The organism is Spirosoma aerophilum (assembly GCF_054782495.1).
Window position 1 is genome coordinate 292131 of the sequence record NZ_BAAGSJ010000004.1, and the last position, 14600, is coordinate 306730.

The 14600-nt window shown below is 54.1% G+C and carries 4 protein-coding genes; 3 read left to right on the forward strand and 1 reads right to left on the reverse strand.

The features are described from left to right. Nucleotides 1-805: 805 nt before the first annotated feature. The 3 genes from ACYVK4_RS03055 (at nucleotide 806) to ACYVK4_RS03065 (ending at nucleotide 9610) form a co-directional block, all read left to right on the forward strand. Nucleotides 806-7975 (forward strand): SdrD B-like domain-containing protein, encoded by a 7170-nt coding sequence (locus tag ACYVK4_RS03055; RefSeq protein WP_461126013.1) that lies wholly within the window; start codon nucleotides 806-808, stop codon nucleotides 7973-7975. A 212-nt stretch (nucleotides 7976-8187) separates the two neighbouring features. Then, nucleotides 8188-9018: an alpha/beta hydrolase gene (locus tag ACYVK4_RS03060; RefSeq protein WP_461126014.1), complete on the forward strand. Its 831-nt coding sequence runs from the start codon at nucleotides 8188-8190 to the stop codon at nucleotides 9016-9018. Between the two features lie 184 nt (nucleotides 9019-9202). Beyond that, nucleotides 9203-9610, forward strand: coding sequence for a hypothetical protein (locus ACYVK4_RS03065; protein WP_461126015.1), 408 nt, complete (start codon nucleotides 9203-9205; stop codon nucleotides 9608-9610). 113 nt (nucleotides 9611-9723) lie between these two features. Here ACYVK4_RS03065 and ACYVK4_RS03070 read toward each other — a convergent pair whose 3' ends face one another. After that, complete coding sequence (locus tag ACYVK4_RS03070; RefSeq protein ID WP_461126016.1) at nucleotides 9724-14301, reverse strand: nitric oxide synthase oxygenase; 4578 nt, start codon at nucleotides 14299-14301, stop codon at nucleotides 9724-9726. Nucleotides 14302-14600: the final 299 nt, after the last annotated feature.

The following is a 14600-nucleotide window of genomic DNA, read 5'->3' on the forward strand; positions in this document are numbered from 1 at the left end:
GATAGTTAATCTTCAGTTATTTACCGCATTCATTGTGGATTCAACATAGATCAATCTCGTTTCACTCAACGTTAGAAAAAACTGAAAAACTTTTGAAAGCCCGGTATTGAACCGGGCTTTCGCTTTATACGGACCATTCGTTTTGTAAGCCCTTCTTCTTCCTGCACGCGCCGGTGCCAGACTCTATACGGTTTACGGACGGGCAGAGCGAATAGAGTTAAAGAAGACTTCCTCCCGGAAGCAAATACCCGGTTTTGGGCCGAACTCAGGCCAGTTAAACGAACATTAGGCGGATCAGTAAGAGAGTATATAAACGTGTATGCTCAATGATCGCCTGTATACGTATAACGACCTTTTACAAACGCGATCCTGCGCATAGGGCTACCTACTCTTTTATAACTAAACAACGGACTTACAGCCGCTTGCAGTTTTATTGGCTTACCTCTGGTGTAATGCCTTAACTGAAGGCGCTGGAAATGAACGGTTTTGGCGCGTCATGAATCATACCATCCATGAATCCCTCAAAGCCTTAACTATCGTTGACGAGTACTATTTATCCTGAAATGCTAAAAAAATAACATCAAATGTCCGTAAAATGTACTGAATGAAAAGACTGAATCAGACCTCTTTGTATACAGATATATACAATATGTAGATGGCATGATTATGGCGATTCTATAGCCGTTCAGGTTACATACGCCTTCTTATGACACACATCTTCCCTTCTACCGGTATCAATAAGTCGCTTTTTCTTTTTTTCAAACAGAAACATCCATGGAGCTACAGGCTAATGGCTCTATTCTCCATGGCACTCCTGTTTGGCACTATAACCGCCCAGGCGCAAGTAACCGGACGTGTGTTCCGCGACTTTAACGCCAACGGTATTCAGGATACACCCATTTCCTCAACCGCTGTTTCGGCAGGAGAACCAGGGGTAAAAGGCGTACTTGTTACGGCCTATCCCGCTACGGGCTCTCCTGTATCCGTTACAACAGATATCAGCGGGGTCTACCTTTTCCCAAATGCCGGGGGTACAGCGGCAGGGACTCAACTTCGGTTAGAATTTTCCAATCTGCCAACCAACTATGCCAGTGGTCCCATGTTAACCTCAACGGGCGGCAGTGGTACTACTGAGCAATTCGTAACGGCGGGTACCAGTACAACCGCCAATTATGGTATCAACTATCCCCTCGACTATTGCCAATCCAATCCACTGCTGGCTACGCCCTGCTACGTGAATGGAAACCCATCCGGGGGCGGCACCGGCGGCTCGAAAGATGCCCTGGTCGGATTTGACTTTAACTCGGCCGGTGATGCCATGGGGATTCTGGCCGCCAACGGCATTGCAGCTCCTGTTGACCCGGTCAATTATAAAATTGCAGCCAGTACCGTCGGGTCGACATGGGGGATGGCATGGGATCGGAAAACCAAAAAGCTTTACACCTCTGCCTTTGTCAAACGCCACGTAGGCATTGGGCCGCTTGGCGAAGGCGGAATATATGTACTCAATCACTCGGCGGCAGGAACGCCGGTGGTTAGCCAGTTCGTCGATCTTAACCTGATTGGCATCAATACGGGTACAGTCGGCATTGGCACCACACCCGCTTTACGGAATACCCAGCGGGGCCTGACCGCTTCGGCCACGGTGGCCGATGGGGGGGACCCGCAATCCTTCTCGGCCATTGGCAAAGTAGGTTTGGGCGATCTGGACATTTCCGACGATGGTAAAGTGCTGTGGGTAGTCAACCTCTTTGACAAGACGCTCAATTCGATTCTGATCGACTCAGACAATAACCCGGCCACGGCGCCCACCTCGGCTGACGTCCGGACATATGCCATCCCCAACCCCTGCGGGACGGGTAGCCAACGCCCTTTTGCCCTCAAGTACTACCAGGGGAATGTTTACGTGGGCGTGGTCTGCGAAGCGGCTCTGGAAGCCACTATTTACCAATTCGACGGGGCGGCTTTCACGCCGGTACTTATCAACGGCTCATCCACGATTGCCCTCAACTATACCCGCACGGGGGGAACGATTAACTGCCCGACCGTTTCGACCAACTGGCACGTCTGGACAGATGTACCACCCGCCGTGGTTTGCTCAGGTGGCCCTACAACTACCAGCGTACTCTATCATTACCCGGTTCCCATGTTGAGCGATATTGAATTCGACGTGGATGGCTCCATGATTCTGACTTTTATGGACCGCATGGGCCACCAGATTGGTGCACAGAACACCCAGCTTGATGGTTCGGGTCTGGAGAACTATCACGGGGCGGGTGATATCCTCCGCGTATGCAACGTGGGTGGGGCCTTTGCCATGCAGGGAACCCCGGGCTGCCCCAACAAGCTGTCCAATGGGCAAGGTCCCAATGGGGGCGAATATTACTTCCGCGACGAGTTCAACGAGAACGCAGGCAGCAGCTACGTGAATGGCACCCGGGGGGTTATCCATTCCGAAACCACCACGGGCGGTATTGCGGTCTTGCCGGGCAGTGGCGAAAGTGCGGTGGCCGTGTTCGACCCCTGGGGTACGTTCTATGTGTCGGGGGGTATCAACTTCTTCAACAATGCTACGGGCGGTAGCCGCAACCTGAATTATATGCTGTTTCTGGGCGATGGGACAGCGGGCTTCCAGCCTGGAGGCACATTCGGTAAAGCAAATGGCCTGGGCGATGTGGAGGTACTCTGTAATCCGGCCCCTATCGAAATTGGTAACCGGGTATGGCTGGATAAAAACAAGAACGGCATTCAGGACTCCAACGAGCCCCCTGTTGCCGGAGTGACGGTCCAGCTGTTTGCGGCCGGGGGCAGTACGCCCCTGTCCACGACCGTAACCGATGCCAATGGACTGTATGTTTTTAAATCAGCGTCGACCACGGCACTGACTTACAACACGGCCTATGAGGTGCGGATACCGGCCGTACAGACAGCGCTGACAAGTTTGTCGTTCACCACAGCCAACGCGGGTGCCAACGAAGGCATTGATTCCGACTTTACGCCGGGCGTTACGGCGGCTGTCACCTCACTCACCACCGGCGACCTGGGCCAGAACGCGCACACTTTCGATGCCGGTCTGATTTGTAATCCGCCGGTGCTGGCGATCTCTCCCTCGCAGACGATCTGCCAGGGAAGTTTGTTTGCACTGCCCTTATCAGCCAGTGTTACCAGCGGTACTGCTACGGGCCAGCAATGGTACCTGACCAATGCCACCGGTACGTCGTTCACAGCCATCAGCGGAGCCACCAGCCTGACATTCACCCCGACAACCCAGCTACCCACCGCCGGCACAACACGGTATTTCGCCCTTACAGCCTACAACAGCACCAGCATTTGTGCTGAAACAGCCTTTGTCAGTCTGACGAGCAAAGCGCTGCCAACGATCACCTTCACGGTTCCCTCAGCGGCTGCAGTAACCCAGTGCGCCAACACCACCATGAACCTGACGGTGAGCACAACGGCCAAAGCACCTGATGCCATCAAGTTCGTGTATTTCACCAGCCCGCTGGCAAGCGCAGCAGATGCCTATACGGCTACCGGCGGCACGGTGCTGGGCACCATCGCGTCAGGTACGCTGGTCACCAATACCGTTGCCCTCGCGAATGTGCAACTGCCCGATAATGTAGGTCAAACGGCACAGACGCTCTACGTCTATGCCTTGTTACAATCGGGTGATGGCCTTTGCCTCCCATCTGATCAGTTTACGCTTACCCTTACTCCCCGGCCCAAGGTGACCATTGGCGGGGATGCTATTTTGTGTCAGGGAACAACAACACAGCTCACAGCGCTGGGCGTATCGGGCGGTACATATCAATGGTATTGGAACGGAGGGACTACCCCAATCAGTACAGCTAACCCCTACAATACAACCGCCATCAACACAACCACTACCTATCAGGTTCGGGCTACGCTGGCAAGCTGTGTTTCCGATTTGGTTTCCTACACGCTCACGCCGGTAGTCTGTACGTCTTGTGCAGGCGGAACGGCTACGATCGGTGGTCAGGTATACCAGGATTTTAAAAGCGAAGGCGCTAAGCAAATCAATGATCTGGGCGTAGCGGGTGTAACCGTCACGATTTTCCAGTGCGATGCAACGGGCCAAAGCACGCAGGTAGCTCAGATGACTACTGATCTGAATGGGGCCTACAGCTTCACGGGTCTAACGGCCGGGGTAGACTACCGCATCGAGTTTACCAACCTGCCAGACGGCACGCAGCCAACCTTCCGGGGTTCCCAAAACGGCACTACGGTTCAGTTCTCCAAACCCGGTAGCTGCTCCATCAGCCTGGGCATCAATTATCCAGCTGATTTCTGCCAGACCACACCAAAGGTGGTGATCCCCTGCTACGAGAATGGAACCGGGACGGGCAGTACAGCCGCCGGATTTGTGTCGTTCGACTATAGTGCAACCACCAAACGGGTCGATGGCACCATTGGGGAAATTGGTTCGGTATGGGGCGTGGCTTACCAGCGCACTACCCGTAAGGCCTTTACCGCAGCGTTTCTGAAACGGCACGTTGGGTTTGCCGCTCAGGGACCAGGTGGGGTTTATGTGTATGATTACAATAACCCGGCGGTAGATCCTCCATTAGTTGCCAGTTTCAGTTTACAGAACGTGGTTGCGGCCAATGGTGGTCCTGCTATCGACCTCGGCACCGTGACGCGGGTTACCAGTCCTGCTACTGACCCCAATTATATTTCTACGGTTAACACCACGCCCAACTACGACATTGATGCTTTTGCTAAAGTAGGGAAGATGAGTTTCGGCGATGCCGATATGGACGAGACCAACAATCGACTCTGGCTGGTTAACCTCTACCAGCGCGCGATCATTAGCGTAAACGTCAGCGGTACGGCCACGGCACTGAACGGAGCCTCAGCCGCTACGCTGTCGCCCCTGACCAATCAATACCTGCTCGACAACCTGCCGGGTGTACCCAATTGCGGCACCGATGGCGTGTTCCGCCCGTGGGCGCTGGCGTTTCACCGGGGCAAAGGCTATCTGGGTGGTGTATGCTCATCAGAAACCAGCAAAGATCCATCGAAGCTGGTGTCCTATGTACTTGAGTTCGACCCCAACAACGTGGGAGCGGGCTTCACTACCGTCATGACGGTTCCGATGAACTACCCGCGTGAACAGCTTGAAGGGATAAACCCGACTCTGACATACCGGGTTAATGCTTCGTGGAGGGCCTGGATTAATGCATATGCTGATATACCGGGCGCACCAGCCAGTCCGGGGCGCCTGGGCTGGCCTCAGCCCATACTCTCCGACATTGCCTTTGCCGACAATGGGGATATGGTGATGGGTTTTACTGACCGGCTTTCCCACCAGTGGGGTATGGGCAACTACCTACCCGTTGCCGGGACTACTATCCTTACAGAAATGGGAGCCGGGGGCGATATTCTCCACGCCTGTTTCGTAAATGGCAAATGGTTACTGGAAGGTACTGCCGGGAGTTGTAAGACCAACGACATTCTTAACAATAGTGGTTATAGTTTAGCCAATGACGGTCCGTCGAAAACAGGTGAATTCTACGCCAACGACCAGTACAACGATGGTACTAATACCCATTTCGAAACGACCAATGGCGCGTTGGTCATCCAGCCGGGCAAGAACGAAGTAATTACCACTGCTTTTGATATTAATGGGCTCTTCCAGCAGGGCGTCAGATACTTCAGCACAACCACGGGTGCCAATGCAACGGGCTCGTTTGCCATTGTTCCCAACGGGAACGGTACATTCTCGTTTGGTAAGGGGAATGGGCTGGGCGACCTGGAAATTTTGTGCGACCTCGCTCCTATTCAGATTGGCAACCGCGTTTGGCGCGACGATAACCGGAACGGTATTCAGGACCCTTGCGAACCGCCTATTCCCGGTGCCGTGGTGACCCTCTACAATGCCGCTAAAACAACGGCCATCGCCAGTGCCACGACCAATGCCGCCGGAGAGTACTACTTCTCGTCGCTCACCCTGACGGCCGGCACCTCAACGTCCGCAGTCGCCACCACAGCCCTCCAATACAACACCACTTACGGGCTGGTCATCACCAGTCTGGGCACCAGCACAGTCGTCACCAGCCAGGGACTGGCGCTAACGGATGTTTCGCCCCTGACTCCCGGCGAAAGCGGTACCCTGAACTCGGGTCTTAGCACGATTAACAACGATGCCCTTGTGGATGGGGGCAAACCCTGCATTAAACTAACCACCGGCGGGCCGGGTGATAATAATCATACCTACGATTTCGGACTAGTGAAATTCGTCTGCAGCCTCACCGCCACGGCGCAGGCCAGCAGCCAGACCGTCTGCACGGGTCTACCCGTTACGCTGACGGCTCAGGTCACCCCCGGCGGCAGTTATACCTACGCCTGGTCGGCACCGGCGGGCGTAACACTCACGGGGGCTAATACCGCTACCGCCACGGCTACGGCCTCAACGGCGGGTCTGCAAACGTTTACCGTAACAGTCAGCAGCTCCCCAAGCTGCTTCACTACCGCAACGGTTAGTGTATCGGCCGTTGACTGCACAACGTATCTGACAATCGCCATCCTCGATCCGGGCACCTGTTTCAGTGCCACCAATGGGTACACCACAACAGGGATTATCTCACTCACCAACGCCATTGCTGGTACAGCCACCATCACTGATGGCTCGGTAACGACATCCGTAATCGTCAGCGCAGGGGCTACCACTGTACCCTATTCCCTGACGGGCTTAAGCAGCGGCACGGGGGTGCACACCATCACGGTCAGTTATGCCGGTCAAACCGCCAGCACTACCTATACCGCCCCGGCGAGTTGTACGACAGCACCGCAGTTGGCTAGTCTAGGCGACTACCTCTGGCTGGACACCAACAGGAACGGCCAGCAGGATGTGGGCGAAACGGGGGTGCCGGGTGTCACCGTCAAGCTGTTTGACCCGACCTCTTCCACGACAACACCGGTTGCCTCACTGACAACCGACAGCAATGGTAAGTACCTGTTCATTAACCTCACACCAGGCGTCTACTGTGTCATCTTCGACAAGACAACGCTGCCAACGGGCTATACTTTCACCAGCGCAAACACGACTCCTGATGCTACCGATAGCGATGCAAATCCGGTTACGGGAAAAACCACGAATTATACCCTGGCTGCCGGTGACCAAAACCTCACCGTCGACGCGGGTATCCTGCCGCTGACAGCCAGTCTAGGCGATTACGTCTGGCTGGATACTAACAAAAACGGTGTCCAGGACCCCACCGAAACGGGGGTGACCAATGTCACCGCCGTGCTGTGTGATGCCATATCGGGAACGGTGATTAGTACGACCCTCACAGATGGAGCAGGGCTGTACCTGTTCACTAACCTCAACCCCGGCACGTATGTAGTGAAGTTCACCGCCCCAACCGGCACCACCTTCACTACCCCCAACACCGGACCCGATGCCACGGATAGCGACGTGGTCTCGACCACAAGCACCACGGGTGCAACGGGCGTCTACTCGCTGACGGCGGGGGAGCAGAACCTCACCGTCGACGCGGGGCTGATTCCGTTACTGGGCAGCATTGGCGATTTTGTCTGGAACGATCTGAACAAAAACGGCCAGCAGGATGTGGGCGAACCGGGCGTGGGTGGTGTAACAGTACGGCTCTTACAGGAAACAACGCCGGGCACCTTTACCGTTGTGTCGACCACGGTGACGGCAGGCAACGGCATCTATCTGTTCTCCAACCTATCCGCTGGCACCTATTTGGTCGAATTTGCTACGGCAACCCTGCCCGTCAATTATGTCTTAACAACGGCCAATGCGGTGAGTGTACCAACCGGGCTGGACAGTGACGCCAATCCGGCCACGGGCCGGTCGGGTTTGATTACGCTGGTACCCGCCAACCCGGCCCTGCGCGATATTCTGACCATCGATGCCGGCATTGTCTCGACCGATTGCGTAACGCCATCGGTATGCGTACCGATTGTGATTAAATGGATCGTTAGATAGGTACATTCCGCTTTACGATCTTTGAGAAAGCTCCGGGGATATATATTCCGGGAGCTTTCCTTTTTTAGAAAATTACTCTCAGCTATTGCGCCAGGGTAAGTTTGTCATTCTTCCCGTTGGCAACGGGTGTGTTTGTGAAAATAATCGACACAAACGGGTAATGATTGAATGAATTATCCTTATTTCGACGCTTTATAACACCTACTACCTGCATGAATTCTTTGCGTACTTTATTTCTGGCGGGCCTGCTGGTCTTTTGCCATCTTTCCGGTCAGGCGGCCACCATCGATACTGTAGCGACCTATAGTCCATCCATGAAAAAGACGATCAAAGCGGTCGTCATTACGCCGGATTCGTACTCCGTCGGGCAGTCGTTTCCGGTTGTTTACCTCCTGCATGGCTACAGCGGCAACTACAGCGACTGGACAAAAAAAGCACCCGGCATTGGCAATGAAGCCGATCTGCACAAAGTCATCATCGTTTGTCCGGACGGAAACTTTGGAAGCTGGTATTTCGACAGCCCCGCCGACCCATCTTTCAAGTACGAAACCTATGTGGCCGACGAACTGGTGAACTGGATCGACGGTCATTACAAGACGATTAAAGACCGATCGGGACGCGCCATTACGGGCCTGAGTATGGGCGGTCATGGAGCCCTGTATCTGGCGTTCAGGCATCAGTCCGTTTTTGGAGCCGCCGGGAGTATGAGTGGCGGGGTGGATATCCGGCCGTTCCCCAACAACTGGGATATGGCCAAACGACTGGGCACCTACGCTCAGTTTCCGGAGCGGTGGGAACAGAATACCGTTATCAACCTGCTGCATTTGCTGACGCCGGGTGCCCTCGCCCTGATTGTCGACTGCGGTACAGACGATTTCTTCTTTCGGGTCAACAACAACTTTCACGACAAGCTACTGGAACGTAACATTGCCCACGACTACATAACCCGGCCGGGTGGCCATAACTGGAACTACTGGACCAGTGCCGTAACCTACCAGATGCTGTTTATGCGGCAGTACTTTAACCGGGCCAAACCGAATTAATCTGTACCCACGGCCTTCAGTCCGTGTTTTTTGCTCATAACAGGAAAATACGGGCTGAAGGCCGTGGGTACGAGGGTACGGACTCGATTGAATACTTTCGTCCAAAATGTTGTTACTCCCGTAAGTGCACGGGGCTGTTCGACGGAACGATGCGGTAACGAACAGCACTCAGCCTATACAACCTATGAAGACAGAAACAATTTACGAATTGCTGGCAACATCCATCCACGATCTTATTACCGAACCCTGGACCATTGCCGAACTTAACATCCGCTATCTGGTATCGAGCAATGAAGCTGAATGCGACGGCACGTATCTGGATGGGGCGGGCGAAGCACAGGTGCTCTCGACGGAGTTCCCGGATGAAGTTGTGGAGGTGCTCCCGTTTCTGTTCGTTAACCGGGCAGATGCCGGGGAACCTGCCGCGAACAGCATACAAATGACCCTCTCGGCTCAGGGCCGCTTTGCGGTCGACTATGAGTGGGATCAGGAGATTCAGGATGAGGACGATCACTTCACCAAAGGGGGCACCGTGAAAGAATGGCTGGCCATCCGGAAGGAGAAATATGGTTATTCACCCGAACCGGAATAATGAGCGCGCGAAAGAGTGAAAGAGCCAATAAGGAACGGCCTTCTGACTAGCTAACAAATTAACAGACAGGCAACTCCTCGCTCTTTCATTCTTTCGCTCTTTCAGGATCTTATTCAGGCCGATACGCGTTCCAGCCAGCGCTCGCCCTGCTTATATTTTGATTCCTGCAGTTCAGAGAGCGACTTCTGAAAATTCAGCAAGACTCCCCACACATCCATAACGAATCGATTTTCACGCTGCATCTGCCGGAAGAAGTTGACGGCTTCGGCGTGCGAAAGCCTACCGGTCGTTTTGGCAATGTTCATGAGCACATCAAACACCTCATCGGCCATTTTGGCGTCGCCACAAACATAATAGTGGCAGTCGGGCTGGGAAAGTACTTCCCAAAGGTCTTTGCTATGCTGCCCGATAAGATCCTGTACATAAATCTTCTCATCATCAAGGCGCGAGAAGGCAACGTCCAGATGAGTCAGCACCCCGGCTTCGTGCCAGGTTTCCAACTCCCGTTGGTACAGGTAATCATTTAAATTCCGGCAGCCAAAAAATAACCGGGCATGACCGATGTGTGCAGGCAGGGGCGCAATTGTATCGAAATCGGTTTGCACCCGCTGCCCATGTTTCGATAAGGCCCGCAACTGAATCTCGCGATGCTGCAAAAAGCCCAGCAGAGGCGATAACCCTGTGCCCGCTCCCACCATCAGCATGGGAGCCTGCGGATCGACGGGCGGCCGGAAACTGGACTTCCGAATGGCCATACGCACCATGGCCCCCTGGCTGGGCTGAAGCCCCGCCAGATAGTTGGAGCAAAGACCCGCGAGTTTCTTGCCGGCATCGGTCGTTAGCTCAACAACGCCCACGGTAAGATGAACCTGGGTGGGGTGCGCCAGCGAACAGGATGAAACCGAATAGAGCCGTGGCTTCTGTTTAGGCAGTAATTCAATAAGCTGTGTAAACGTTAACCGGGCCGATGAAAATAACTCCAGCAAGTCAACAACGGTCAGGAAGGTGTCTGCAATGTGCTTCTTCAGCTCGACGAAGTCATTATTATTTTCCTTACCCGTTTGCAGAATATCCAGCCAGGCTTCGAGCCGGTATTTGTCGATGGACGATTCTGCGGTTTTCAGGAGCGCCTTCAACAGTTCGTCGATCGGCTCCCGCAGGGTCAGATCCACATCTTCGGTCAACACCGTTCCGACCCGAACGGGAGTAGGATAGGCATGATCACCCGACACCGGTACGCCCATAGGATCAACGAGCGACGTTACAAACCAGGCATCCGGGTCCACATCCAGCCGATCGGTCAGCCGCTGCACGAGTTCCGATGGGTTGCACGGGTAAATAGCCACATGGTCGCCGGTTTCGTAGGTCTCGTTCGTGTTGCTTATGTCGAGCGCAATAAAGCGGGTAGACCGGCTTCCCCGGATGACTTCTTTCAGCAGCTCCCGATTCTCGACAACCGGAACGGCATGACCGGGCAGGGATTTCCGGCGGGTTTCTTCGGCGGTAGCAGGTACCTGCTCCGGCGATAAAAATGACACTTGCAATACCGGTTCGCGCAGCACCGACAAATTGGTGCTGGTTGGATCTTCGCCCAGTAAACGGGCCACCAGGTCGAGCCACTGCCGAAAGGTATCGGCCTGGCCTTTGATCTCATCACCTTTATGCATCATCACCACCCGATTGCCCCCCACCCGCGCCAATTCACGATCGAGGGCCAGACCGGCGGCACAAAAATGATTATACACCGTGCTGCCCAGCGCCATCACCGAAAAGTTGAGCCCGGATAAAGCTCCCTGCGGCAGTGCCTGAATTCGGGCATGAAACATCTGGGCATTGCTCGGCATGTTGCCCTCCCGAAACGTCGAGGTAACAACCAGCAATAAATCCTCCTGGCTCAGGTTGTCTATCTCATACTCATCCAGCGCCATTACACGGGGCTGGTAGCGACTCAGCCGGCGAGCCGTTTTCCGGGCGTAGCCTTCGGCGGTACCCGTTTCAGACCCGTAAAGGATGAGCACCCGCTGCGGTCGATTTTCAGGGGCCGTCGTTCGTTCGGTCCGAAGTGCCGACAATCGTGGACGACTTACCCGCAACGAGTCGGCACTATTCTCTTCATCAACCGCCATGCGGTCATCATCGATCACAACCCATCGGTCGGCCGCATAATGGTAGCTTGGACTCAGGAAGAAATCCCGCATTTCGTGATGCCATACGGGCGTAACACTCCCACCGGCCGAGGGCACCACCCACGACCATTGGGCCGGACATTCGCGCCCCGCCCGTTTTTCGCGCAGGTCATGGGTCAGAAACTGACGGGCTGCGGTCTGGTGGTCGACCAGAGTTACTTTGGCGTTTGAAAATGAATGCAGCACGGCCGCATTCAACTCCAGAAATGCCCGGTCGCGCCATAGCGTTTGCTCGCTGGAGGTATCCAGCCCTAACGCCTGGGCAATAATTTCGGCTTTTTCATAACGGCCATCCTCCCACAGGTTACGGGCTATTTCGGTTTCCATGAACCAGCCGTTGAAGGGAATACAACCGTACTGAATACCGCCAATATCCATCCTGAAATTCGAAATGGCCGGCACGGCGCACCACTTCATTTCCAGCGCATCGAAGGCCGGAGAAGATGGATGCGTAATGGGCACTTTCAAAACATCATCGTCGGCAAAGGCGTACATTTTGGGTGCCTGTCCGGGTACGTCGATCACCAGCGGCAACGTGTCGTAGGCCGTTTTGTTGACGGGCGGCACCCATCCCTCCCGTATGAGCGTCTGTGTGAATTTCAGGTTGGCTTTGTCACCCAGCACAGAGCCGTCTTCCTGCTCGTAGGCAGCAAAACGAATATACTGGCTGTTCCAGATGCGGGGTCCCCAGCGCTCCATCGGCTTCTTTGGCCGAAACACGTTCATCACGATCTGAACATTCCCGCCGTTGGTGGCCATCCGCAGGTGTTCAGCACACTCCCGAAACATCTCATCCGGGTCGCTAACGTGCCGCAAATCCCTGACAATCATGTTTCGCCACGAGATCCGCCCAATGCATTTGGCGGAATTTCGCCAGGCCAGCTGAGCTCCATAGGCCAACTCCTCGTAGGTATGCGTATAACTCCCGGTCGCCTGGATTTCCCGCTTTATTTCCTCCCAGCGACGTTCACAGTCGGCCGTGCCCCAGGCCAGTTCCTGGCTGATCTGCTCAATATACTCCTTCGCCTTGGCCAATATCCGCTGTTGATTGATCATTGGCTGCCGCAGCACATTGGTGACACGGTTCAGCAGAACCCCCCAGGCATGCTCCTGTTCAGGGGTAAAATCGGGAATGTGTTTTTTCAGCACTGCCATCATGGGCTCCACCAGTTTGGCGTAAGCTTCCGGCGGTACTGAAAAGTTGGTGTGGACCTGGCTGAGGTCGCGTAACTCCTGAATGATATTGAGCTGACTGTCCAGCGACCGGAGCAGGAAAGCAATGGCCTGCATCAGGTGTTCGGTCAGGCTGTCGACATCCGTCCGGCCAAAATAAGGGACAATATCGGGGTGAGTCTGAAAAAGCGTGTGGTAAAAATCAGTACCGATAACCCGCGCATTGGCACCCAACCGATCGCCGGCCTGCCGCATAACACTGATCATTTGGGGCGTTAAAGCCTCTTCGTAGAGTTTGGCCGCAGCCAGCGCGGGCGTCAGAATGGCCAGTGTAAAGAACCGGTACATGGCGGAATTTGCCCCTTTGGCAAGGTTTTCCCGGTCGTAGTCGTCCAGGTGTGGCACCTGCAGCTGTACCCATAACCAGGCCCGGCGGGCCGTCAGCCAATGTTCGGTGCGCATACCCAGATCGGTCAGCAGCCCAACGTACTCTTCCACGGTTTTTAAGCCCTCGGCCGAACTGGGATAAGCGCCGGTATAGCTTTCGCGCAGAATTCGTTCGGTATGGGGCATCAACTGCCGAACGCTCACATCGAACAGATTCGTAAAATAAGACGGCACCAGATCGACGGCATCGCCAAAGAGGCTGATCAATTCGGGTTCTTCATGAAGGAGCCGTTCAAAAAACAGTTCCATAAGCAAATCCTGATACGCCAGAAACTTGTTCCAGGTATCTTTCACAAGCACCTGCTCAGGTGCCGTCAGGCCCGGTAAATTGGTAATATCGTCGGGGATGACCAATGCCGGTTTTTTAGTGGCCGGTGCGTCGGTCGTTACTTTTGGCGCAAAAAAAGGACAGCCTTTTGTATTCAGGCTCGCAAGATCGTCTATCGAATGCGTAAAGGGCATTTCGATACGGCTCTCGGGCTGATCTTTGGTGATACGGACGCGAATCTGCATATGAGGAGCTTCACCCCACCCCTGGAGCGGCAGGTAAACATCCGTGCTGCTCTGCCCATTGGCCGGAACATGCAACGGTATGGTTTGCTCGTCAATTCCGTGCCATTGCAGCGTGCCCTCCTGCCGAAACTGCAGGGCAATGTACAACTCGCCATGGCCCTGATGCCGCCCGTTTACTAACCATTCCGGTTTTCGTCTTGTCTGGAGAATCTGCTCTTTAACGATAGTGCCGGCGTCATCGTGTGCCCGGATCAGCCCCCGGAATTCATAGCCAGATTCGGGGTAATTGAGGGCAACAACTTCCGTTATGTGAATAGCCGGTACTTTATCAATGGGTGGTTGTGTATCAGCCGTATTTGTAGATATAAGCACAGGTAGGTGATTGAGAAAGGTAGAACATGGCTAAAAAAGTATACTAATTAACGAACCGCTGTGGATATTTACTCTATATTAACTACTTTATCTAATAGTCAGTTCTTTAACTAAACCATTACTAATGTATTTCATATATAATTACGTATTTGCTTTTAATGATAATGATAAATTAATATGTACTCAACATAGCACTCAAAAGTTATTTACGCAAATAGGTCGCGGCCAGTTTTCATGGTCAGAACTTTTTGGCCGGGTTTTCAGGATTCCTCTCAGAAAGCACAGACAGGGAGAGCAGA

Excerpts from the sequence above, each read along its gene's own strand:
- ACYVK4_RS03065 (WP_461126015.1), top strand. The coding sequence starts at position 9,203 with ATGAAGACAGAAACAATTTACGAATTGCTGGCAACATCCATCCACGAT.
- ACYVK4_RS03060 (WP_461126014.1), top strand. The coding sequence starts at position 8,188 with ATGAATTCTTTGCGTACTTTATTTCTGGCGGGCCTGCTGGTCTTTTGC.
- ACYVK4_RS03055 (WP_461126013.1), top strand. The coding sequence starts at position 806 with ATGGCACTCCTGTTTGGCACTATAACCGCCCAGGCGCAAGTAACCGGA.